Source organism: Alcaligenes sp. RM2, from assembly GCF_052931795.1.
In genome coordinates this window covers 349898-373611 of record NZ_JBRFIO010000003.1, presented here as the reverse complement: position 1 = coordinate 373611, position 23714 = coordinate 349898, and the positions used below count along the sequence as shown (strand labels likewise).

The window sequence follows — 23714 nt, the reverse complement described above, 5'->3', positions numbered from 1 at the left end:
AGAAGAAAGCCGCCCAAAAAAAGCGACTCCCCCGGCAACCCCGCAACCCTTTAACCCAAAACTCAAAGCTCAAAGCTCAAAAGAGCAGATGCACGCCGTTTAAAAACCCCGACCAAGGGTTTAAAACCAACAATATCAATTTGACACATCTGCTATATTTTTCCGACACAGGCCAAGGCACCACCCTTCATCAGCCCTGCCCCGATGCAGCAACAATGAACGCCCCACTCTAATCAAACTGTTTCCTCTACCTCAGGGGCCATCCAGTGCAAACAATATCTCGCGCCTTCAACACCTGCTCAACAATGAAACCAACAAAACTGTGTGCCGCCCTGGCGCTTGTCATTGCCCCACTGTCTGCTCAAGCCCTGGAAGACAGAATCATAGAAAACGCCTCGGGACGCCCCGTCTTTATCGCGCGTTTTTTTGAAATTGGCGATGGTCCGTTCGACAACCAGGGCAATACATCCTACTGGAGCTGGCAAGGTCATGAAGCCTACAAAAACGAGATCGTTGACGGCTTGGGCTATTGGGCTGAAATACTCCAGACCCAAGGTAACAATCCTCCAAGCATCGTCAATATAGGTACGAGTAATGTGTCGGGCAACGCCTACGGTGGCTCACCCGAAGCCAATGACGGCCAAAGTGCGTTAACGCAAATGCAGCAAAATATCTTCGGCCTGACGCCAGCGGCAGGCACGCTGCCATTAGGTGGGCATGGGTTTTTTGGCCTGGGCACAGACGACTACGCAACAAAACCGACGCTTACACAAACACCCCAGACCGGTAAAGACAGCGTACTCCTGACGGCCATTCACGAAGTTGCTCATGGCCTGGGTATCTTAAGCAGCGTAGAAAACAGAGGCGATGACCATGACATACGACCGTATTTCACAAGCCAGCTGAGTAGCTGGACGCAACTGCTAAGGGACGACAACGGTAATCCAGCACAGGCAGGACAGAAAGTTCTATGCAATGGCTGCAACACCTCTTACGACCCTGATGCCTTCGATCTGCGCCAGGACAAGGGTTTCCTGGTCGGTGCCAATATCGAGCAAGTCCTGGCTGGAGGCCTGCAGGGCGTGCCCGTCAAGATATTGGGGGAAAACGGCGACGTAGATGACAACTTCATGAGCCACATCGAACTTCGAAACAGCGTCATGAGCCACCAGAATTTCCGTAACTATTCGGGCTTCATGGAAGCTGAACTGGCCGTCCTGCAAGACCTGGGCTACACCATTGACCGGGCCAACTTCTTCGGGCGCTCGATCTACGGCGATGGCCTGAAACTGGTGAATACACAAGGCTTCTTTGCCCGCAATGCCCAGGGCACCCACTACCTTCCAGGTCAGTACAACCAATCCACTTTAGGCTTGGGCCTGCATATCTATGGCAGCAATAATCAGGTCCGACAAGCCGCTGACCTGCTGGCAGCAGGATCAGGCGGTGCAGGCATACGGGTCGATGGCGAGAACAACACCCTTGTCATCGACCCAGGCGTCAGAATCTACGCAGATGGTTTGAACGGGCGAGGCGTTCAATTTGCCTATGGTCGCGGACACACACTGGTTCATCGCGGCGATATCCAGGCTAGCGGCCCTCAGGGTGTAGGCCTGCGTTTTGATTTTGGCACCAACTCGCTAGGCAACGAGACCGAGCGACGTGGATCCTACATCCGCAGCAGCGAGGGCAGCAATGAAGCCCTGCTCCCCGAACTGAACGGCCCCCTGGTTCAACAAGCCGACATCAGCGGGCGAGTTGCAGGTCAAGAAGCGGCCATCCTGATCTCTGACAATGCCTACGTTGAGCGCATCAACCTGATGCAAGGCGCACAAATTGAAGGCGATATAGTGTCGCATTACGCAGAACGCGACGACAACAACAAGCTGCGTCTGACTACGCTGTCCTTTGGTCAGGCTGCCAACAAGATGGGCCGCAGCATTGATCAGCCCGATGCCACATTCCACTTGAGCTACGCCGGCAACATCACCGGCAAAGACAATCTGGCCCTGTCATTTGACGGCGGCACAACGCAACTGAACGGCACCTTGCAGGTTCACAGCGCCACCATCAAGGAAGCAGCAACCTTGGGCGGGAATGCCAGTTTCGATCTGGCCAGCGGCAATGCTCTGATTAATGCCGGCACCCTGGCGCCCGGCAACTCCGTCGGACGCATCAATGTAAATGGCAACTTCCAACAAACAGCAACAGGCCGCCTGTTAGCCGAATTTGATGGTAAAGGCGGCCATGACACCCTTGCCGTCAGTGGCCATGCTGACTTGGCCGGCACGCTGCAACTGACGCCCGCCGCCGACTGGTATCAAAACGCCTGGTCCGTCGACACAAACTCGTTTGTGGAAGCAGCCAGCTACAGCGGCAGCTTCGGCACCACTCAAATCGCTTCCGTATCACCCACCTTGCAATTTGACGCCGCTCCCTTGGGTAATGAACGCTATCGCTTGTCGGCCACGCGAGCCAACAATGCCTATAGCCAGTATGGCCGCGACGAGAACCAGCAAGAAGCTGGCCAAGCCTTGTTCAAACTAGCCGCCGCTGGGCCAGCATCCGCACAAGGCCTGTTCCAGACGCTCGACTTCTCCGCTACCGACGGTTCACAAATATCCGCCGCCCTGGACCAGATCTCACCGGCAGGCTACAGCGCTGCAATGGCCGGCTCCCTGATGCATGAGCGCTCGATCATGCAAACCGCCCGCCAAGGCCTGAGCCAAAGTATGCTGCGACCCGGTACTGACTGGCAGGGCTACGCCTTGGTATTCGGTGCCAGTGGCGATCAAAACACGCGCGGGTCCATGCTTGGCTACGATGCCAACAGCTATGGCCTGATCGTTGGAGCTGGACGCGCCCTGGAAACGGCCCCCGACTTCGCCGTGGGAGCGCAGCTGGATATTTCAGACCTGTCGGTCAAACCAGATGCCCCTTACTCCGGCAAGAGCAAAGCCACCGCGTTTGGTCTGGCTGCCCATCTGCAATACCGCCCCGGTGCTCGGGAAGGTCTTTTTGCATTCAGCGGGCTGCGCCTGGGTCTGGAACAAGCCGATATGCGCAGACAAATTGCCATTGGAGACTACCAGGCCACGCACTCGTCCGACTGGACAGGACGCAATCTGTCGATTGACGCCGGCACAGGCTACCTGTGGCAGTTGGACCCATCCTTTTCTGTCGGACCCTTTGCCAGCATGAACTATGCCCTGGTGTCCCGCCCATCGGTCGACGAATCTGGCAATGCGGCCACTCGACTTCACCTGGACAGCAAGCGCGTAGACGCCCTGCGCTCCAGCCTGGGGCTGACGGCAGAATGGAAGCGCGCCCTGGCTGATGGCAGCAACTTGGCCGTGAACGTTGACATTGGCTGGAATCACGAATGGCTGGATCGCGACCTGACTCAAGCTGCCCGTTTCGCCATTGCATCCACAGATACGACGTTCAATACCCGCAATAGCGTACTGCCCCGCGACACGATGAGCCTGCGAACTGGCCTGGCCTGGCAACGCAGTGAGCGTCTGTCGATTGGCACCAGCATCAGTTCACAGTTCGGCGGCGGGTATTCATCGCTGCAAGGACAGATGAATCTGCGCTGGGCGTTTTAAAAACAGATGGCCTCACACGGACCTGAACAGCAACTATAAAAAAGCCCCCGAGAGTCGTTCGACTCCCAGGGGCACAGGTCCGACAGCCTGCCCCCAAGCGGCAGACCACCGATACTCGCTCGATCAAAGTCCGATCAACTTCATCGCTTCTTCACGCGTTGCCACGGTGGCGTACTTCTGACGCATATCGAACAGGTTCGCCTCGTGAGGGCCAATCGCACGGTCACCCACGCAATCCGATACCACCAAGGGACGGAAACCCAGTTGCATCGCATCGACCACGCTGGAACGCACACAACCGCTGGTCACGGCGCCAGCAACCAGCAGTGTTTGCACACCACGCTGGGTCAACCAAGCCGCCAAGGGCGTACCGAAAAACGCCGAAGGCACATTCTTGCGAACGATGAACTCACCGGGCGCAGGAGCCAATTCCGGCACAATGTGGCTGTTGTGCGCATCTTCGATCAGACCCAGCATGCCGGGGACTTTAATGCTGAAGATGTTGTTATCAGCGCCATCATCGGCGTACACGATACGCGTATGAGCCACCGGCCAACCCTGTTCACGCGCCGTTGCCAACAGCTTCTGTGTGTTCTCGATAGCTTCAGGAATATTGCCGCCACCAAACACGGCAGGATTCGCAAAGCCATTCACCAGATCAATAATCAACAAGCCGTAAGGAGCTTTAGGCTCCAGCGTCGACCCAAAACCTTGTTGAGCGTACACCGCTCCTTCATTCGTACTCACCAACGCCTCCGTCCAGTACTTTGCCATCACGCACGACAGCGCGGCCATCCAGGCTGACCGTGCAATTGCGCAAAGGAATATCAATGTGGCAGGCCGTCGTGCGATTGCCGCCAGCCTCGTTGTTCGGGCCCAGGGAGAACAGGAAGTTACCCTCGAACGCACGCGCATCCATGCCAATGGTGTTTTCACGCGAGTACAGACCCAGTGTGGACCAATGGCAACGTGGTTGCAGACCCCAGCCGATATGCGAGATAGCGTAGCCTTCGGGGTCATTGAAGGACTTCATGTACTCGTCCAATAATTGCGCCTCAATGCCTCCTTCGATCTTCGTGGCATAACCATTCTCCACAGTCAGAATAATCTGCTCGGAGGAATACTTTTTCTGCGGCAGCAGGATGTCGCCCTTGTCGATCACAATGGTGCCGTTAGTGCCCAGCTCGTTCGGCCAGGTCAGCACAAAACCGCTGGGCCAGTGGTCCCAACGACCCGGCTCATCCACAAAACCGTATTCACGAATCGCCGGGAATTCACCCAGCGGGCAACGCAGGTTCGTACCGGCAGGAGAGGTAATACTCATTTCCTTGGCGGCCTTGATCAAAGCGGCTGCCGCAGTCACGCGTGCACGATCCGCTTCCGTTGGCACCGTGCGAACCAGAATTTCTGGTGGCTCCACCGCCAGCAGAATCTTCGTGCCCGACTTCAGAATGTCGATCTGCTCGGGCGAGAACAACAGGGTCATCAAGTCCAGCACCAGATCACTGGCCTTCAGGGCTGCAATCGCTGCTTCGTTACCCGTCAGCGGGGTCGTACCCAGGTAGGCCAGCGAGTCACGGCTCAAGGCTTTTTCCGCGTTGACCGGCAACAAGTCCAGGCGATTCACAATCGCACCCATGGACTGAGCAGCAATCTGCGCACACTGCATGGTTTGCGGGTGCGTGGTCGAGCTGGTCAGCAAGGTCACGGTTTGACCTGCCTGCAGCTTGGACAGGCGTAGCACTTCTTGCCATGCCTCGATAAGTTGGTAATCACTAACTGCCATCTTGTCTCTCCTTGTGAAAGGTTCCGACACTGACGCGGAACCTTTGCATCACGACGGGCCGCCCATGCGGCCCTTTCAACATCACACCAAGCGCTGGCCCAGGAAGTCACCGAAAGCTTCGTAAAAGCCTGCTTCGTTATCCCAAGGAATCATGTGACCGGCATCAGGCACGCGAACGTGCTGAACGCCAGGGGCCAGCTGCTGAATCTCGGCCACATCCTCGTCACGCACCACGTCACCACGCTCGGCTGTCATTAGCAAGGCAGGCACGGTCAAATGCGGGAAGTCGACATGAATATCGTCGGTATGAAAGCCCTCAAAGCTGGCCAGAATCGCAGGCTCATGGCAGGTGTGCAGCCACTGGGCACGCAATTGCAATTGCTCTTCGGTCCAGGTCGGGCAAAAGGCACGCATGTCTTCTGCGGTGCAGCCTTTGCGAGCCATCGCCATGGAATCCACGTACCAGGGCAACTTGGAGGGATAAGCGCGACGACCTGGGCCGGACACTGGCGGATCAACCATCACCAGACGGTTCAGGCCATCGCTGTTCTTGTGAGCGGCACGCAAACCAATGCGGGCACCCATGGAGTGACCGACCACGATGTAGTCCTTCAGGCCCAGCGCCTGAGCCAGTGCGATCAAGTCATCCGCCTGCGCATCCAGGCTGTAATCCATACCTTCAGCCGCTTCGCTCAAACCGCGACCACGTACGTCCTGAATGTAGGTATCAAAGTGCTTGCCGAACTGCTCGCCCACAAAGCCCCAGGTCACAGCCGGGCTGGTAATGCCAGGAACAATGATGACGGCTGGGCGCTGATCGCGACCCTCGCTGGAACCACCGTAACGCAAGTAATGCTGACGAATGCCATTGGCATGAACATGGCCGCCGTAAAGAAAGGTACTCATTAATCTGTCCTTGGATTGAAACCGTCAGGCCCTAAGCCCGACCCATGAAAACTGCTGCTGCCTAGGCCATTTGAGGCGTAGCAGCCAGCGCGGCCCGGACCACATCCGGTGTAAAAGGCACCTGCCGAAAACGTCGGCCAGTTGCATCAAACAAAGCATTGGCAATGGCCGAGGCACAGGGTACGGAGGCGGATTCGCCCGACCCCATAGGCGGCTCGGACTGCCTGTCCATCAAAATCACCTCTATGGGCGGGATACGTGGGAAATCAACGATGGGATAGGCGCCCCACTCCGCACTGACCACGCCCTGTGCGTTAAAGCGCACCTGTTCATACAACGTGCGGCTCAAGGACTGAATCACATTGCCGTGAATCTGGTGGCGCACACCGGCCGGGTTCACCATCTGCCCGGTATCCTGACCCACATAAATCTTCTGCACGTCGATCACGCCCGTTTCTATATGGACCCGCAAATCCAGTAACCAGGCTGACCAGGCCGCCCCGAAACCAGGGAACTTGCTGTGTATATAACGGGCATACGACAGACCACGGCCATACAAATAGCCCTGCTCATCCGGCTGCCCGCGCGAACCACGCTGCCCAATCTGCCAGTGCCCCTTATCCGCCACCGCCTGCAGCAGCTCCTGAGCACGTTCATCCTGATCCAGATAACGCAGGCGATAGGTCAAGGGGTCCACACCCGCTTCCACTGCCAGCTCATCCAGAAAGCAGTCATGCGCAAAAGAGTTGGGCATGGCCGACACGCCGCGCAACCAGGAAGCGCGCACAATCGCGGGCATGTCCTGACACACAATGCGCTGCTTGGGATAGCTGTAAGGCGGTACTGCCGTGCGATCCCCCATTTCCAACTGACGGGGGGCCGCCGACTCCCGCCCCGTCAGCAAGAGCGCCAGGTTCGGCGCATCGTTGGAGGGGTAATGGGTCACAAAATCGTAATGACGCAGTTGCCCTTGGGCATCAATGGAGCCTTCGACATCCATCAACTGAGCAGCGCCTTTAGGCTCCCAGCCGTGCTCTTGTTCTCGCGTCAGTTGCACACGCACCGGCGCACCTACGGCTTGGGACAAGAGCAAGGCATCCGCACACACATCGTCAGCACAATTACGGCCATAGCAACCGGCCGCTTCGTGACGGATGATCTCCAGACCGGCCTCGTCCTCGTCCAGCAACTGGCTCAAATGAACGCGCAACATATGCGGGTTCTGCGAGCCTGACCAGATCCGGCTATGACCGGGCTGATAGTCCGCCACCGCGCAAGACGGACCAATAGAGGCATGGAGTTGAAAAGGCCAGACATAGCTACGCTTCAAGCGTTTGCCTTCTGGCGGCAGCTCGTCAAAACCCGGCCCTTTATCGGCCAGCAAACGCTCTGTCATGGGCTGACGACGAATCAGCTGCTCCAGATTGCTCATATCCTCCAGCGGAGGAATCGCTTTCCAGCGCACTTTCAATTCGCGGGCAGCACGCATGGCGTGTTCTTCACGACGCGCGACCACACCAATAAAGTCGCCAATCACCACGACCCGCACATCGTCGCCAATATGACGGATGGACTCCTCGTCCACGGACTCCAGACTGCGACCGATGAAGTCGCCGCTATCACGCCCTATATAAGGAGGACGCACAACGCGGCCATGCAACATACCGGGCACGCGCACATCGTGCACATACACCCACTGCCCTGCGACCTTGCCCGGAATATCGACACGCGCCTGGGCTGTCCCTACAATGCGCAATTGTTCGGCCGGTTTGGTGGGAGTTTCTTTATCCAGATAGGCCCGCAGTTCCAGACCCTCCAGCAGTTTCCAGTAAGTCAGGCTGCGCCCGTCCGGGGCAATGATGGTGCCGTCTTCCACGCGTAATTGATCGGCAGGCAGTGCCCAGCGTTCTGCGGCTTGTGCCAGCAGCAATTGACGTGCCTGAGCCGCCGCCTTGCGCAGCGGTACAGCATGAATCTGAATCGAAGCACTGGCGATGGTGGGGCCTTGATTGGGCACCGCATCGGTATGACCCAGCACCATTTGCACGCGTGCCATGGGCACATCCAGCTCGTCGGCCACAATCTGACTCAGTGCAGTTTGAATGCCGGTACCCAGATCCACGTGCCCATTAAAAGCGCGCACCCAGCCTTGTTCGGACACGGCGACAAAGACATCGTCGTGCGCCTGCAAATACTCGGACACCACGCCGGGCTGGCCGGGCGAAGGCTTGGGAGGCCGCGCCGGTGCCGCTAAAATCAGCAAGGTGCCAGACGCCCTGAGCAAGTCTTGCTGCTGGTGGCGCGGCGCATCGTAAGACATCACACTCTCCTGGCTGGGCTTGATATAAGGGGCTGGAAACCGGCCATCAGGGCTCCATCCCTGAAAACCTGCCTGAAACGCCCCCTGGCAAAACATTGATTACTAGCGTACACGCCCTAATAAAAACAAATGCCGTGCGCTTCAACCCATTTATCGCAACTACTATAAAGAGAAAATCAAGGGCTTAATAATCAGTGTAAACCCTATATTAAATAAGATTAGACCGAATTTCGAACGCCTTCCCAGGAGGGCTTTGATTGATACCTCAAGGGAGTAGTAGAATCTATTTACTCGATAAATTAAAGTGTATACACTTAATTTAAGCATATCAATACCGAGCTGATAAAAGCACCGCACACGCTGTCCGACAACAAGGTGCGATCTACCAAAGGTGAAACCCATGAACCCTTGTACTCGCCCGCACACCTTGCGGGTCAATCAAGAGACCCACATCATCGAGGTGGAACCCGATACGCCGCTGCTTTATGTATTGCGTAACGACCTGGAACTGAATGGCCCCAAATTCGGCTGTGGCCTGGGTGAATGTGGCGCCTGTACGGTGCTGGTCGATGGTGTGGCCGCCCGCTCCTGTGTTGTGCCTGTCAGCCTGGTAGAAAACCGCCAGATCACTACCTTGGAAGGCTTGGCCCGGAACGGCCAGCCTAATGATGTTCAGCAGGCATTTATTGACTGCCAGGCCGCACAATGCGGCTATTGCCTCAATGGCATGGTCATGACCGTGCAGGCCCTGCTGGAACGCAATCCGCAAGCCACCGAAGAGCAAATTCGGGACGAGCTGCGCTATAACCTGTGCCGTTGCGGCACGCACGTAGAAATCATGCAAGCCGCTGTACGCGTCGCAAAGGCTAGGCCATGAGTCATTCAGTACAAGACCTTTCCCGAGCGTTGTGGCCGGAACTGCCTGATGGCACCAGCCTGCTGCATGGCGCTGTTGTACGCCCTCCTTACTGGTCCTACGAAAACGGGCAGTATCTGGGTGCTGAATTACAGACCGTAAACCAGCAGGCCGCCCTGCAAGTGCCTGGTGTCGTGGCCTGTGTGCGTATGGGCAATTTTCTGGGTGTGCTGGCGGTGCAAGCCGAGCAGGCTCAGCAAGGCGCTGCTTTGCTGGATGCACGTTGGGCTACGCCCGTAGCGGCAAACCAGGCTACGCTTCCAGCGAATGAGGATGTTGCTGCTACGCTTAGCACCCCCGATCAAAGCTATGAATGGCAATCTGCCGCCGAGCATCAGGAAACTGCCTGGGCCCGTGCCTGTTATCACGACAAACAGCTTTATGTTTGGGCGCATACGCAGCGCCCCGCGGCCCTGCTGATTGAGCTGCAAGCCTTGAGCGGCCTGCCCAGCGAACAGATCCATTTGCAGGATATTGCCGGCAATCAGGCCGATGCTTACGACTGTGCCATGGATGCGGCAGTCATGGCCTTTGGGCGCCCCCAGGCCGTACAAGTTCGTGCCAGCCACAGTGCAGACATCATTCGCCTGAGTGTCTTTAAAGGCACTGCAGAGCCAAACGATCTGAATGCCCATTTGCGGGCCACCCGCTGGCAACTGAATACCTTGTCCGGTGCGCGCCCTTCTCTGGCGGCCATTCTTTGCGGTCAGCCAGGTTTGCCCAGCAGCGGCCCGGCCGTAAAAAACGATTACTTCTCCGCCCCTACACCTAACTATGATGGCGCAGCCGCCAGCAGCGACCCCGACAGCCTGGCCCAGGCCACGATCTTTGCTCAAGAGTCGCAGTTCGATCAAGACTGCCACAGCCTGGGACTGGACCCCTTGGCGGCACGACTGGAACAAGTCAGTAGTCCCCAAGGTCGAGATCTGCTGCAACGGGTTGCCGAACAGTCGGACTGGTCCGAACCCTTGCCCGCCCATCAAGGCCCTTTACGCAAGGGTCGCGGGCTGGCCTACAGCCATATTGTTGAACACGTCCCCGGGCAAGCTGCACGCGAGCAGTGGTCCGCCTGGGCCGTGGATGTTAGCGTCGATACCCGCCAAGGCACACTCAGCATAGACAAGCTGACCATTGGCCACGACAGCACCGAGCTGGGCACTCCCGAGCAGGCCACGGAGTCCGCGCCTGCCTTGGCCGACCGACTGAGTCGTTGGGCGCAGCAACTGCTAAACAACGGCGTGGGCAAAGGCGGTGAAGGTCATAGCGACAGCCCCGTCAAAGAAACAGCCGACAAGCCAGCCGTTCAGCTGGTCAAACGGGAGTCTGCTGTAGGCCAGCCTTTGGCCTGGAATCAGGGCGTGGAACTGCCTGCCGCTGCCGCCATTGCCAATGCAATTTTCAATGCCAGTGGCATACGTCTGACCAGCGCGCCTTTTAGCGAACAGTCTTTGGCACTGGGCTATCAGGCCGATAAGACAGGCAGCAGCAAAAAACGCAAAGCCTGGTGGGGTGCCTTGGCCGCGGTCGCCACCGGCACAGTCTTGAGTGCCCTGCCCTGGCGACCTGCCATTGCACCGGTCGGCCAGGTGGATACCTCCATCTTTTCAGAGCTTGCCATCGAACGCGGCCGCCTGGTTGCAATTGCGGGCGACTGCATGGTCTGCCACACTGCTGAAGGCGGCACACCCAATGCGGGCGGTCTGGGTTTGGATACGCCTTTTGGCACGATCTATACCACCAACATCACCCCGGACAAGGAAACCGGCATAGGCAGCTGGAGCTACAAAGCCTTTGAACGCGCCATGCGCGAAGGTATTCATCAGGACGGTCGCCACCTTTACCCGGCCTTCCCTTACACGGCCTTTGCCAAGATCAGCGATGAGGACATGCAGTCCCTGTACGCCTACTTGATGACGCAAGAGCCGGTGAAATCCGAAGTGCCTGAAACCAAACTGCCCTTCCCCATGAATATGCGGCCTTTGGTAGCGGGCTGGAACCTGCTGTTTCACCGTGATCCGAATGCCTACGTGCCGGACCCCACGCAAACTGTGCAGTGGAACCGGGGAGCCTATCTGGTCAATAGCAGCGGCCACTGTGCCGCCTGCCATAGCCCGCGCAATATGCTGGGTGCCGAGAAAGGGGGTGAAGCGAATTTCCTGGCCGGTGGTTTTGCGGACAACTGGGAAGCGCCTGCACTCAATAGCTTGTCCAAAGCCCCCATTCCCTGGACAGAACAGGAGCTGTACCAGTACTTGCGTACCGGCTATTCGCCCCGACATGGCGTAGCAGCAGGACCAATGGGACCGGTAGTAGCAGGCCTGGCAGAGCTGCCTGAGTCCGACGTCCGCGCCATGGCGCATTATCTAAGCAGCCTGAACCCGGTCAAGAGCGAACAAGAACAAACGCACGCCGCCCAGGCCGCGCTTTTGGAGCAGAACAGCCGCAGCAATAAGGAAGTGATGTTGATGCCGGGTGAAAACCTGTTCAACGGCGCTTGTGCTGTCTGTCACGACCCGCGCGGTGGGCCGGTGCTATTTGGTGCCCGCCCGTCCCTGGCCTTGAACAGCAATCTGCACAGCGAGCATCCGGACAATACGATTCAGGTATTGATGCACGGCATTACCCGTCCGGCACAGCCTGCTCTGGGCTCCATGCCCGGTTTCAAGAACAGCATGAATGACGAGCAGATGGAAGATTTGCTGAACTATATGCGAGCGCGTTTTGCTCCGGACAAACCGGCCTGGACAGGACTGAAAGACAAGATTGCGACCATCAGGGAACAGAAGGGACACTTGTAGACGGGGGGTGTCCGCAGAGAGTGTTTGGACGCGCGGCAAACGAAACAAAGGCGGCTTCAAGTTTTCACTTGGCCGCCTCTGTTTTATGGTGCATCGCCTTCAGACTTGGCCCAGGCCAAGCCCAAGATCCCAGCCTGGCCCGGACTCAAAACCCATCAGCCGGAAAAACCACCAGCCTCCAGGAACTTCTGCTCCTCCGCAGTCGTAGTACGCCCCAGGATCGAATTACGGTGCGGGAAGCGCCCAAAGCGCTCCACCACATCCAGATGCTCCTCAGCGTGGTCCAGCCAGGGACGGCCAATTTCCTGATTCAGACGCACGGCCTCTTGCTGATCGGCCAGGTTCTCTGCATGGGAATACGGCAAGTAGCAAAACACCCGACGCTCCACCGGAATCTGTTTATCCAGCCCCTTGGCCACCATTTCCTTGGCAATCGCCAACCCCTTCTCATCGGTCGCATACATGCGCGTGGTATTGCGAAAAGAGTTGCGCGGAAACTGATCCAGCAGAATCAGCAAGGCATAGGCTCCTTCTGCCGTCTGTGCCCAATCATCCAGCTCGCCCTTGGCCGCACGTTCGTGCCAGTCCAAAAACCGTTCGCGAAATTCCCGGTCAAAGTCATCGGACTTGCGAAACCATTTCTCTGGCCCTGATTCAACCCAGAAATCAATCACTGCCTGAGGATTGGGACGTGCATCTGCCATGGTGTTCTCCTGGAGCCGGTCTGGCCTCCAATACGGGAAGGCCCGAAGTTAGACGGACAGGTAAGTGCGCCGCACTTGCTCGTTGGCACTTAATTCCTGCATGGCGCCACTGTACCGTATTTGCCCCTTTTCCAGCACATAAGCCCGATCTGACACCAGCTCGGCAAAATGCAAATTCTGCTCGGACAGCAAGATGCTGACACCGGCCTGCTTCAGCTCCAGAATCATGTGCACCATCTGCTCCACAATCACGGGAGCCACGCCCTCGGATGGTTCGTCCAGCAAGACCAGATAAGGATTGCCCATCAAGGTGCGCGCGACGGTCAGCATTTGTTGCTCGCCCCCGCTCATCTGCCCACCGGGCCTATCCTGCATTTGACCCAGATTCGGAAACAGGCTGTACAAGCGCTCGGGCTGCCAGTGCGGAGCTGCTGTACCATCGGGCCAGCGCCGTGCTGGCTGACGTCCCACTTCCAGATTTTCCGTGACGCTCAGGTCGGTAAAGATACGCCGGTCTTCGGGCACAAAGCCCAAACCTGCGCGTGCGATTTCAAATGGCTGCTTGTCGTGAATGGCCTGGCCCATGAATTCAATGTGACCGTCGCAGCGCTCCATCAAACCCATAATGGATTTCAAGGTAGTGGACTTGCCCGCGCCGTTACGCCCCATCAAGGCGACCACTTCACCACGTTGCACGGTCAGTGACAGGTCAAACAAGATATGCGCAGCACCGTACCAGGCATTCAAGCCATCCACACTTAGCAAAGGCTGCTTGTCGGCCACGCCTGTGGCAACCCGCTCAGAACCGGCTACTAAATCCTGCATCATGCGGGCTCCTTGTTCTCGAATGTTTTGCCTGTGCCAAAGTACACCTCCTGCACCTTGGGATGCTGACGGATATAGTCTGCATCCCCTTCTGCCACCAGCCGACCACGGGCCAGCACCAACATGCGGTCCGAGTGCTCGAACACCACGTCCATACTGTGCTCGGTAAACAGCACACCCATATTGCGTTCGATCACCAGTTTTTTGGTCAGGCGCATCAGCTCATTACGCTCTTTGGGTGCCATGCCTGCCGTGGGTTCGTCCATCAGCAAAAGACGGGGGTCGTTGGCCAATGCAATCGCCAGCTCTACCCGCTTCACGTCCCCGTAAGCCAGCTCGCTACAAGGGCGTTCAGCCTGCGCCAGCATACCCACCTGATCCAGCAAATCCAGCGCACGAGCCCGTTCGAACTGAGCCGCCCGACGCCAGAAGGAAAACAGTTTTTTCTGATGTGCCAGCAAGGCCATCTGCACGTTTTCCACCACCGTCAGAGACGCAAAAGTCGCAGCAATCTGAAAGGTACGGCCCACCCCCAAGGCAGCAATCTTGCGCGGGGCCAGCCCTACCAGTTCCTGATCGCCCAAACGCACTGACCCGGCTGTAGGCGTCAATTGCCCGCCCACCATATTGAAGGTGGTGGTTTTGCCAGCCCCATTGGGGCCGATCAAGGCCAGAAACTCTCCGGCCTGCACATCAAACTCGATACCGTCTACGGCCAGATTGCCGCCAAACGCTTTTTTAAGACCTCGTACTTGCAGCAAACTCATGACGATGCCTCCGGTGCTACGCGGCGATGCGCCCAGCGTTTGAAAAAGCCGGCAATACCCTGCGGGAAAGCCAGAACCAGCAGCAGAATCACGCCACCGAACAAGGCGCGCCAATACTGTGTAATGCCCAGGAAGAAATCCTGCAGCAACGTGAATACGGCTGCACCCACCACTGGCCCAACCAGAGTTTGCAAACCACCCAGCAAGACCATGACCAAGCCATCCACGGACTTGTTCACTGCGATCACTTCAGGCGAGACGCTACCTTTGGAAAAGACAAACAAGGCACCGGCCAGACCAGCAAACGTACCTGCCAGAATAAAGGTCAGCCACTGCACACGCTTGACGGGGATACCAATGGCCTCGGCCCGCAAGGCCGAGTCCCGGCTGGCACGCATGGCGTAACCAAAGGGGGAGAACAAGATGCGACGCAACAGGAAGGCCGCTGCCACCACCAGCAGCAAGGCAAAGTAATAGTAGCGATCACCCGACAGCCACTCCGCAGGCCAGATACCGACCACGCCATTGGAGCCACCCGTAAAGCTGTCCCACTGATACACAATCGACCAGATAATCTGTGCGAAAGCCAAAGTCAGCATGGCCAAGTAAACACCGGACAGACGCACGCAGAACCAGCCAAAGATCAGCGCACCCAAGCCTGCGACAGCTGGAGCCAGTACCAGGGACCAGCCCATGGACAAGGCCGCCGCTTTGAACAACAGAGCAGCCGCATAAGCGCCTAGACCAAAGTAAGCAGCATGACCAAAGGAGTTCATGCCCCCTGGCCCCATCATGAAATGCAGGCTCAAGGAGAACAGGGACAAAACCAGAATATCCAGAGCCAGCACGGGCGCATACGGGAACCAGTCGCTCATCAAAGGCAAGGCCGCCATCACACCCAGAACTACCAGCACCATGACCTGGAACGCTCCACTACCAGCACGAAGAGGCGCTTCGATAGGGGCCGAGTTACGGCTGACGGCTTGAGCACGCCCGAACAAGCCCCAGGGCCGGAACACCAGCACCACGGCCATGAAGATGAATTCCACCACCAGCGTCAACTTCGGAAAGGCAAAGTCCACCCCAAAGAAGGTGACCGTGCCCAGCGCAATACACAGGGCCTTCAATTCAGCGACGATCAGCGCAGCCACGTAAGCACCGGGGATGGAGCCCATGCCGCCGACCACCACAATCACAAAGGCATCCCCAATCACGCTCAGGTCCAGCAGCAGATTGGCGGGCTGACGCGGCAATTGCACAGCACCACCCAAACCCGCCAGGAAGGCACCCAAGGCAAACACACCCGTAAACAACCAGGCCTGATTCACACCCAGCGCACCCAGCATTTGTCTGTCGTGGGTCGCGGCGCGCACCAGCACCCCCCATCGGGTACGGGTCAGCAAGAGCCACAGCAAGCCCAGCACTACCGGACCGATCACGATCAGCACCAGGTCATAGATCGGGAAGAAGCGCCCTGCAATGGAAATAGAACCGCTCAAACCCGGAGCCAGCGGCCCCAGCAGATCTTCCGGCCCCCACACGGCCAAAGCGCCATCATTAATCACCAGCACCAGGGCAAAAGTGGCCAATAACTGGAACAGCTCGGGCGCTTTATAAATACGCCGCAGCAGCACGATCTCCAGCAAGGCCCCCAAGGCGCCGACCAGCAAGGCCGCCACAATCAAGCCTGCCCAGAACCCCAGCGCCGAGCCCCCCATGAACTGCACGGTGGAGTACGCCATGTAGATGCCCAGCATATACAGGGAACCGTGTGCAAAGTTGACGATGCGTGTCACCCCGAAGATCAGGGACAAACCCGCCGCCACCAGGAACAAAGACGATGCCTCGGCCAGCCCGTTAAGGAACTGCACCCATAAACCCGATAAGGCCATTACTGCCTCGCGTCAGAAGTGGCGCACCAGACGGTGCGCCGATCTACGAAATACTGCGTTCCTGGAATTATTGATTGGCCGCGGCAGGACGCCACTGGCTGACTTGCTCATCCGTAGGCTGTACATCTTTGCCATCGGCATAACGAATATTGGTCATGATGCCCTTGCCGTCTTGTTTGGCCAGCACACCCACATACGCCCCCTGCGTGGATTGCTGATCTTGCGTACGGTAAGTGATGGGGCCAAAAGGCGTGACCACATCCAGACCACGGAAGGCTTTGATCATGGCTTCCGTGTCGGTAGAACCGGCTTTTTCAATACCGGCGGCAATCGACACAATCGTGCTGTAGCCAATAATCGTGCCCAGGCGTGGGTGCTCTTTGTACTTGTCCTGATAGGCTTTCAGGAAGGCATTGTGCTCGGGCGTGTCGATGGCGTACCAGGGGTAGCCTGTCACAATCCAGCCTTCCGGCGTTTCTTCACCCAAGGGATCCAGGTACTCCGGCTCGCCAGTCAACATGCTGACTACCGGCAAGGCAGGGCTAAAGAACTGGCGCTGATTACCGGCACGGACCAAACGAGCCAGGTCGGACGCAAACAGTACGTTAAAGACCGCATCAGGCTTGGCTTCGGACAAGGCCTGCACCACGGCACCGGCATCGACCTTGCCCAGCGGGGTAGCCTGTTCAGCCACAAATTCAATATCGGGCTGGGCTTCTTTCATCAAGGTCTTGAAAGTGGCCACGGCGGACTGTCCATACTCGTAGTTGGGATACACAATCGCCCAGCGCTTCTTGTTCAGCTTGACGGCTTCGGGCACCAGCATGGCTACCTGCATATAGGTAGAGTTCCGCAGGCGGAAGGTGTAGCGGTTGCCATCGGCCCAGACGATCTTGTCGGTCAACGGCTCGCTGGCCAGAAAGAATACTTTTTTGTGTTTGGCAAAGTCGGTAATGGCCAGACCGATATTGGACAGGAAGGTCCCGGTCAGCACATCCACTTTTTCACGCGAGATCAATTCCTCGGCCGCACGTACCGCATCGCCGGGATTGGAGTTGTCATCCTTGATGATCAATTGCAGCTGCTTGCCGTGAATTCCCCCGGCCTGATTGATCTGCTCAACCGCCAGCTCCATCCCGTTTCGATAGGGCCCCAAAAACGCGGGCTGGGATTTATAGCTGTTCAGCTCCCCGATCTTGATCACCCCCTCGGCGGCAGCGGTGGCCCCCAAGGTTTGCAACATTATCGTTCCTGCCAGTGCTACCCCTGCAAATGTCTTGTTCATTGTCTTCTCCGTGGGCTTGTGAGGCGAAACACGACTCAGCAACTTGTCTTGTTCTAGTGATTTAAAGTGTACACATGGTATTTTTTGGAGTAAATCGGCCAAGACCTAGGGATATACCCTTGAACACTTTAAGCATAAAACACAACAAGCCAAGCAGAAAGCCGTTACAGCAAGGAGATCAAGAAGAAATGAGCAGAAAAAGTAGATAGCCTGAAACGAAGATAACTACCGATATACAGTGACTACACTTAATAAGCCCAAGGATTAAAACGCAACCACCCCGCCTGGTTCCTGCACGCGCCGAATCATGGTTTTCATAAACTGCTCCATCATATCCGGCAAACGGGAAGCAAACGGCTAAAAACGCTAGAAAGGCTTATGAGCTACTGCTCTGGAGTCACCGCGCCAAAGTGGCAATCAGCCACTGCGAGTCTCGTGAACTTTCTGCCCCGCCGAGGGTAAATCGTATAACTGAGGGGTGCGCGTTGGGTTGAAGTCCTGCCATTGGCCATCACTCCAATTGCCGTTGGCCCATTCAATCGCGTAGCCCCCATTGCGCTGCAATTCGCGCACTAGTACCGCCTCCTCGGCCGACCCCAGACGCGCCGCCAACATGACACCCGAAACACGATTTAAAGGCTCTTTTTCAGGCTTATGGCCACCCAGCTTCACGATGCCGCCCACCATGGCGCCGATGTAAGCCCCCAAGGCCGCAAAGGCAAGCAACAGCAGCTGAGGCCAGCTTGTCATGCTCAATAACCACCAGCCCAAGGCGATCCCCAAGACGGCCCCTAGAACGACACCCAGGATGGCACCCAAACCACCTCCTCGGGCAGCCTTGTCCAAAGTTCTGTCACCTCCAATCGGATACTGCGCATGCTGACCTCCTGGTTTAAGGTAGAAAATCTGCAGATCCTGACTTTCCAAGCCCAGCCCCTGCAGGACTCTCGCAGCTTGTTGGGCCTGATCAAACGTATCAAATTCCGCCGCAATAATGCGTTCCATAACAAGGCTCCCCAATAAATGTGTTCACCAAAGAACCAGCAAGTTTCGTTCCCAAACCCCGCTTCTACTGGGGAAATCCTCTATAAGGTTTCACCTGGAAATATCAATGCCTAAAGAATTTTGACGTTATATTCTCAAGAGATAAAAAAACGTAGCCTTCCAGGCTATTCTTTTGGAGACAAGATTTTGACTTTTCCCCGTCGCTTTCCATCCCGACTGACTCTTGGCGTGTTGACCACCAGCGTCTTGCTGGCCGCCTGTGCCAGCGCCCCCTTAAGTGAGCGCAGCGTCACCATCAAGCGCGACAGCTACGGCACTCCTCATATCTATGCCGACAGCACTTATGGCCTGTTCTATGGCTATGCCTATGCCGTGGCTACAGACCGTCTATACCAGATGGAAATTGCCAAGCGCTCTGGCTGGGGAACCGTGGCAGAAGTTCTGGGACCGGACTTCCTGGAGCTGGATAAAGTCACTCACAACAATATCGATCCGGACTCTATCCGCAAGCAATTGGCCGCTCTGTCCCAAGAGGACCGCGCCATGTTCGAGGGCTATGCCGCTGGTTTCACCCAACGCGTTCGCGAGGTGAAAGCCCAGCGCGACACCTTGATGCCCAAGGAGTTTCTGGACAAAGGGTTTGAGCCTTCTGAGTGGCAGCCTGAAGACATTGCCATGGTCTGGGTGGGCCTGATTCTGAACCGCTTCTTTGCTGGCACGGCCGAAGTGGCCAACCTGAGTCTGCTGGAAACCCTGAAAGCAGACCAGGGCGCGGAACGTGGCGAACAGCTTTACAAACAACTACGCTGGCTGAACGACCCGACTGCCCCCACCATTATTCCGCAGCCTGACGCCAAGGCAGCGCTGGCCGATTTGCCTACGCATTTGCAGGCTCTGTCCGCACAAGCGGCGCAGGACTACCTGCACAAGCAAGCCGTGGCCTTGGGCCCCACCGTGGCCGCAGGCACACCTACTGCCAGCAATGCCTGGTTGCTGGGCCCCGAAAAGACAAGCCACGGTCATGCCGTGCTGTACAACGGCCCGCAACAAGGCTGGTACACCCCGTCCATTACCTATAGCGTCGGCCTGCACGGTGCCGGCTACGACCTGACCGGCAGCACGGCAGTTGCCCTGCCCGCTATTTTGTTCGGCACCAATGGCCAGATTGCCTGGGGCTCCACCGTGGGTTCACTGGACACCAATGACGTCTACCAATTGCGCTTGAAAGACGGTGACCCGCATAGTTACTGGTACAACAATGCCTGGCACCCCATGGAGCACAAGCAGGTACGCATCAAGGTGCGTGGTCAGGACGATGTGACGCAGGACGTTTACCGCGCAGCTCAAGGTTATGTCAGCAGTTGGGACAAAAAGAACAACACCGCCTACGCCAACCGTCGCACCTGGGAAGGCCGGGAAATTGAAACCTTGCTGGGCTGGGCCCATGCGGCCAAGGCCAAGAACTGGGATCAATTCATGGCTCAGGCCTCGCGCGTCAGCGCTTCCATTACCTGGTTCTATGCCGACACCCAGAACAATATCGGTGCGGCAGCCTTGGGCCTCTTGCCCAAGCGCCCAGCCAATCAGGCGATCCAGTTCCCTGCAGCGGGCGACGGCAGTATGGAATGGCAAGGCTTCCTGAGCTTTGATCACAACCCCAAAGTGCTGAACCCGCAGCAAGGCTATATCGCCAGCTGGAACAACAAGGCCTACGGTGCCTTGCTGGCAGACAACTCCAACTTCTCCTATGTGGACCGTGTGCAGGAACTGCTGGCACCGCTACAGGCCAAGCAGCGCCTGAGTGACGAAGAAATCTGGGGCATTGACTCCCTGGGTGCCCGCTCTGATCTGAATGCGCGCTACTTCGCCCCCATCATCCAGGAAGCTGCCAAGCTGCCACGTGCCAGTGCCCTGGCCCGTCAGGCTGCCGAACAACTGAAAGGCTGGGACTACAAGCTGCACGTGGCCAGCAATGGCAAACAGTACGAAGGCAGCGCCCCAGCCGTGATGCAGGCCTGGATGCAAGCCGCAGTGCCCGTATTCCTGAAAGGTCGTTTGCCTGACAGCGTCTACAACACCTACACACAAAGCCTGTACCCGGCCATGGATGATCCGCGCAGTGCCCAGCCCGCTGCGGCCGCCAAGCTGATCTGGAATGCCATCCAGGGCCCGGCTGCTGGTGTGCCACAAACAATTGATTTCCTGCAAGGTCGCCCGGCCCAGGAACTGGTGCTGGACGCACTGGAGCAAGCTGCTGCCTCGCTACAGAAATCACAGGGTGCACAAGCCCAGCAATGGCGTGCTCCAGCCGTATCCATGCTGTTCGCCGCACGCAATGCGATTGGGGTGCCTTGGTCTGACCCTGCGCACGAGCGCCGCATCATGCCTTATCTGAACACCGGCAGCGCCCGATTCCAGTATGTGCTGGACCCCACCGGCGTGCGCATGTGCTCGGTTATGGCTCCCGGTCAAAGCGGTTTCATCAATCCTGAAGGCGAAGCCAGCGCCCATCACTCGGATCAGTTGGAGATGTTTGTTGCCTTCAAGTGCAAGAGCGATGCCATCAGCGCTCAGGACATCGACAAGGCCAGCCAGGATAGCCAAACACTGCGCTACTAAGCCGTCAATAGAAAACGAGGCCTGGAGCGGCACACGCTCCAGGCCTCGTTTCTTTCTGTTTCACCCGGCAGGCTTAATCCCTCGCCACCACCTGGTTACGACCAGCGCGCTTGGCTTGATACAAGCGCTGGTCAGCCTGCATCAGGACATCCTCAATCACCTGACCGGGTTGGCATACCGCCAAACCCATACTGGCCGTAATCTGAAAAGCCTCGCGGTCGTGGTTATAAAAGGTTTGTGCCTGTACCTGGCTCAAAAGCAGATCGGCAAAACTCAAGGCCTGCGCATCACTACGTCCGGCCAGAATCAGCACAAACTCCTCGCCACCATAACGGGCCGCCAGATCATCCGGCCCCAGCTGCGCCTTGAATAAAGAGGCAGTACGCGTCAGCACGTCATCCCCTACCGAGTGACCGTGGGTATCGTTGATCTGCTTGAAATGATCCAGATCCACCATCAGCACATGCAGCCTTTCATGCACTGGTCCCTGTCCCAGCTGACGGCCAATCGCGCCCCGGTTCAACAAGCCGGTCAAGGTATCGTGTGTGGCTTGCCGATATAAACGCAGCAAAAGTCCCAGGTGGAAATAATTGGCTGTTAAAGCGACGACCAGCAAGGCTGTCAAAAGCCAAAGATCCTGTAAACCTTTCATGCTTAGCCAGGTTCCCGAACTGACACTGGCCAAAACCTGCAAAGCAATTAACGCGCCCCCCACCAAGGCTGATTCCAGCAAAGTGAAAGGAAAAATGCTTAAGGTGGCCACCAGCAGGAAAGGAATAAAGCCATACCCCAGTACAACGTACTGGCCGGCCCCGGACAGGGTCAGCAGCATATAAGCGTAAAAAGAGGCCGGCAAAATAAAGACCAGGCCGCTTAAAACATAAATGCGGGTAATGCGCTGGTGGCCATTGAAAGCCAGCCATACGCACAAGATCAATCCCCCCAGGCTTAAAACCCGTATCGCCATCAAATGCGCGGGCCAGCTGGGCAAGACCAGCCAGTCCATCAAAGTCCAAAGGGGGGTCAGCAAAGCAAATAACAAGCCGACCAGAATGACACGGCTGCGCAAATACTCCATTCGGGCATGAATGAAGTCACGAGAATGATATTTCCCGCTCAGTGTGTCGCGCACCGAGCTAATACTGATCGCTTGCAAGTTTTTCCAGCCTTCCAGAATTGTTCCCATCAATCAATTCGCTAAGAAGAAACAAAGTAACATAACGGCAATTTTTAGTTACATGAGTTTGAAAAACAAGCTGTCAGTTCTTTCAGGGTCAGCCCGCGCTGACCCCGACTTACAATCACACCACTTGAGGTTGCTTACTCATCCAGCTAATTACCTCTTCCAACATCGGTTCGCCCGAATCCTGCGGGCGCCACAACAGACCCAACTGACCATGCAAGCGCGGGTCGCTCCAGTCCAGGTTCAAGATACACAGCTCCGGGTAGACCGGCACCATGCTGCGTGTCATGGGCACTAAAAAGTCGCTATTGACTGCCACACGGGCATTGGTGTGTGCGTAGGCGGACTCAATGGCGCAGGTGGGATACGGCAAGCCCTTGGCATCCAGGCCCAGTTCAAAACTGCGCCGCATCGGGCTGTTTCGTGGTGGCAATATCCAGGGATACTCCAACGTCTGCTCCCAGGTCACTTCATCTTGCTGTGCCAAAGGATGCTTGCGGCAAGCCGCTACCCCCAAAGGCACCATACCCAAAGGCAAATACGCCATCGCCGGGTTACGGCCTGCTTCATCTACACGGCCAATGACCAGATCCAGTTCGCCCTGTTCCAGATTACGGCTCAAAATATCCAGCGTGCCTTCCTGAATACGGATATGGCATTGTGGATCGCGCTCGTGCAAATACACCAGCAACTGCGGCAAATAAACCGCAGCCACCATAGGCGAAATACCCAAAGTAAATTGCTGGCGAAAACCCTGCCTGTATTGCTCCAGAGTTGCATTCATGCGGTCAAGGCGATTCAACACCCCCTGGGCCTGGGAAACCAGCGCCAGGGCGGCTGGCAAAGGCTCAATGCCGCGAGCATGACGCTCGAACAAGGGCATGCCTATATTGTCTTCAAAATCCTTGAGCCATTTTGACAAGGCAGGCTGAGTCATATTGGACTGCCGGGCCACATCGCTCATGCTTTTTTCTTCGCACAAACGAATTAAAACCTGCAGATGCTTCAAGCGAATGCGTTCACTCCAGCTCATGACTTACCTATATGAAAGAGGTATATATACCTGCAAGTTATTCAATTTAACATTATGGCTACTGCTT

The 23714-nt window shown here is 56.9% G+C and carries 16 protein-coding genes; 4 read left to right on the top strand and 12 right to left on the bottom strand.

Annotation, left to right across the window (positions count from 1 at the left end):
• The first annotated feature begins 305 nt into the window (after positions 1 to 305).
• Complete coding sequence (locus tag ACU6HM_RS13340; protein ID WP_446763935.1) at positions 306 to 3608, top strand: autotransporter outer membrane beta-barrel domain-containing protein; 3303 nt, start codon at positions 306 to 308, stop codon at positions 3606 to 3608.
• Positions 3609 to 3731: 123 nt separating this feature from the next.
• Here ACU6HM_RS13340 and ACU6HM_RS13335 read toward each other — a convergent pair whose 3' ends face one another.
• The 4 genes from ACU6HM_RS13335 to ACU6HM_RS13320 all read right to left on the bottom strand — a co-directional run bounded on the left by ACU6HM_RS13335 (position 3732) and on the right by ACU6HM_RS13320 (position 8620).
• The gene (locus ACU6HM_RS13335; protein ID WP_446763949.1) at positions 3732 to 4334 is read right to left on the bottom strand and encodes an N-carbamoylsarcosine amidohydrolase; all 603 of its coding nucleotides are present in this window, start codon (positions 4332 to 4334) and stop codon (positions 3732 to 3734) included.
• A gap of 7 nt (positions 4335 to 4341) precedes the next feature.
• A complete protein-coding gene (locus ACU6HM_RS13330; RefSeq protein WP_446763934.1) occupies positions 4342 to 5394 on the bottom strand; it encodes a 2,5-dihydroxypyridine 5,6-dioxygenase in 1053 nt (350 codons plus the stop codon).
• An 81-nt stretch (positions 5395 to 5475) separates the two neighbouring features.
• Positions 5476 to 6300, bottom strand: a complete 825-nt coding sequence (locus ACU6HM_RS13325) for an alpha/beta fold hydrolase (RefSeq protein ID WP_115634365.1) — start codon at positions 6298 to 6300, stop codon at positions 5476 to 5478.
• Positions 6301 to 6361: 61 nt separating this feature from the next.
• Entirely contained in the window at positions 6362 to 8620 is a 2259-nt protein-coding gene (locus ACU6HM_RS13320) for a xanthine dehydrogenase family protein molybdopterin-binding subunit (RefSeq protein WP_022983291.1), read from the bottom strand.
• A gap of 400 nt (positions 8621 to 9020) precedes the next feature.
• Between ACU6HM_RS13320 and ACU6HM_RS13315 the strand changes: the two genes are divergently transcribed.
• Together ACU6HM_RS13315 and ACU6HM_RS13310 are read left to right on the top strand one after the other, a co-directional pair.
• On the top strand, positions 9021 to 9497 hold the full coding sequence (locus ACU6HM_RS13315) for a (2Fe-2S)-binding protein (RefSeq protein WP_009463902.1): 477 nt from the start codon (positions 9021 to 9023) through the stop codon (positions 9495 to 9497).
• Complete coding sequence (locus tag ACU6HM_RS13310) at positions 9494 to 12334, top strand: c-type cytochrome (protein ID WP_446763933.1); 2841 nt, start codon at positions 9494 to 9496, stop codon at positions 12332 to 12334. The genes ACU6HM_RS13315 and ACU6HM_RS13310 overlap by 4 nt, the downstream gene beginning before the upstream one ends.
• Positions 12335 to 12489: 155 nt before the next feature.
• Here the strand turns inward: ACU6HM_RS13310 and ACU6HM_RS13305 are convergent, their stop codons facing one another.
• From ACU6HM_RS13305 to ACU6HM_RS13280, 6 genes are all read right to left on the bottom strand, one after another.
• A complete protein-coding gene (locus ACU6HM_RS13305) occupies positions 12490 to 13038 on the bottom strand; it encodes a DUF924 family protein (protein WP_045931264.1) in 549 nt (182 codons plus the stop codon).
• 48 nt (positions 13039 to 13086) lie between these two features.
• A complete protein-coding gene (locus ACU6HM_RS13300) occupies positions 13087 to 13863 on the bottom strand; it encodes an ABC transporter ATP-binding protein (RefSeq protein WP_088453187.1) in 777 nt (258 codons plus the stop codon).
• Positions 13863 to 14630, bottom strand: coding sequence for an ABC transporter ATP-binding protein (locus ACU6HM_RS13295; protein WP_035273692.1), 768 nt, complete (start codon positions 14628 to 14630; stop codon positions 13863 to 13865). Before ACU6HM_RS13295 ends, ACU6HM_RS13300 begins: the two co-directional genes overlap by 1 nt.
• On the bottom strand, positions 14627 to 16522 hold the full coding sequence (locus ACU6HM_RS13290; protein ID WP_369327120.1) for an ABC transporter permease: 1896 nt from the start codon (positions 16520 to 16522) through the stop codon (positions 14627 to 14629). The genes ACU6HM_RS13295 and ACU6HM_RS13290 overlap by 4 nt, the downstream gene beginning before the upstream one ends.
• 67 nt (positions 16523 to 16589) lie before the next feature.
• Entirely contained in the window at positions 16590 to 17807 is a 1218-nt protein-coding gene (locus tag ACU6HM_RS13285; protein WP_446763932.1) for an ABC transporter substrate-binding protein, read from the bottom strand.
• Between the two features lie 417 nt (positions 17808 to 18224).
• Positions 18225 to 18812: a hypothetical protein gene (locus ACU6HM_RS13280; protein WP_009464005.1), complete on the bottom strand. Its 588-nt coding sequence runs from the start codon at positions 18810 to 18812 to the stop codon at positions 18225 to 18227.
• 186 nt (positions 18813 to 18998) lie between these two features.
• Here ACU6HM_RS13280 and ACU6HM_RS13275 point away from each other — a divergent pair, with 186 nt between their 5' ends.
• Complete coding sequence (locus ACU6HM_RS13275; protein ID WP_446763931.1) at positions 18999 to 21431, top strand: penicillin acylase family protein; 2433 nt, start codon at positions 18999 to 19001, stop codon at positions 21429 to 21431.
• Positions 21432 to 21504: 73 nt separating this feature from the next.
• Here the strand turns inward: ACU6HM_RS13275 and ACU6HM_RS13270 are convergent, their stop codons facing one another.
• Together ACU6HM_RS13270 and ACU6HM_RS13265 are read right to left on the bottom strand one after the other, a co-directional pair.
• Positions 21505 to 22617, bottom strand: coding sequence for a diguanylate cyclase (locus ACU6HM_RS13270; RefSeq protein WP_446763930.1), 1113 nt, complete (start codon positions 22615 to 22617; stop codon positions 21505 to 21507).
• Between the two features lie 115 nt (positions 22618 to 22732).
• The gene (locus ACU6HM_RS13265; RefSeq protein WP_009464011.1) at positions 22733 to 23647 is read right to left on the bottom strand and encodes a LysR family transcriptional regulator; all 915 of its coding nucleotides are present in this window, start codon (positions 23645 to 23647) and stop codon (positions 22733 to 22735) included.
• Positions 23648 to 23714: the final 67 nt, after the last annotated feature.

Excerpts from the sequence above, each read along its gene's own strand:
- ACU6HM_RS13340 (WP_446763935.1), top strand. The coding sequence starts at position 306 with ATGAAACCAACAAAACTGTGTGCCGCCCTGGCGCTTGTCATTGCCCCA.
- ACU6HM_RS13330 (WP_446763934.1), bottom strand. The coding sequence starts at position 5,394 with ATGGCAGTTAGTGATTACCAACTTATCGAGGCATGGCAAGAAGTGCTA.
- ACU6HM_RS13325 (WP_115634365.1), bottom strand. The coding sequence starts at position 6,300 with ATGAGTACCTTTCTTTACGGCGGCCATGTTCATGCCAATGGCATTCGT.
- ACU6HM_RS13320 (WP_022983291.1), bottom strand. The coding sequence starts at position 8,620 with ATGTCTTACGATGCGCCGCGCCACCAGCAGCAAGACTTGCTCAGGGCG.
- ACU6HM_RS13315 (WP_009463902.1), top strand. The coding sequence starts at position 9,021 with ATGAACCCTTGTACTCGCCCGCACACCTTGCGGGTCAATCAAGAGACC.
- ACU6HM_RS13310 (WP_446763933.1), top strand. The coding sequence starts at position 9,494 with ATGAGTCATTCAGTACAAGACCTTTCCCGAGCGTTGTGGCCGGAACTG.
- ACU6HM_RS13305 (WP_045931264.1), bottom strand. The coding sequence starts at position 13,038 with ATGGCAGATGCACGTCCCAATCCTCAGGCAGTGATTGATTTCTGGGTT.
- ACU6HM_RS13300 (WP_088453187.1), bottom strand. The coding sequence starts at position 13,863 with ATGCAGGATTTAGTAGCCGGTTCTGAGCGGGTTGCCACAGGCGTGGCC.
- ACU6HM_RS13295 (WP_035273692.1), bottom strand. The coding sequence starts at position 14,630 with ATGAGTTTGCTGCAAGTACGAGGTCTTAAAAAAGCGTTTGGCGGCAAT.
- ACU6HM_RS13290 (WP_369327120.1), bottom strand. The coding sequence starts at position 16,522 with ATGGCCTTATCGGGTTTATGGGTGCAGTTCCTTAACGGGCTGGCCGAG.
- ACU6HM_RS13285 (WP_446763932.1), bottom strand. The coding sequence starts at position 17,807 with ATGAACAAGACATTTGCAGGGGTAGCACTGGCAGGAACGATAATGTTG.
- ACU6HM_RS13280 (WP_009464005.1), bottom strand. The coding sequence starts at position 18,812 with ATGGAACGCATTATTGCGGCGGAATTTGATACGTTTGATCAGGCCCAA.
- ACU6HM_RS13270 (WP_446763930.1), bottom strand. The coding sequence starts at position 22,617 with ATGGGAACAATTCTGGAAGGCTGGAAAAACTTGCAAGCGATCAGTATT.
- ACU6HM_RS13265 (WP_009464011.1), bottom strand. The coding sequence starts at position 23,647 with ATGAGCTGGAGTGAACGCATTCGCTTGAAGCATCTGCAGGTTTTAATT.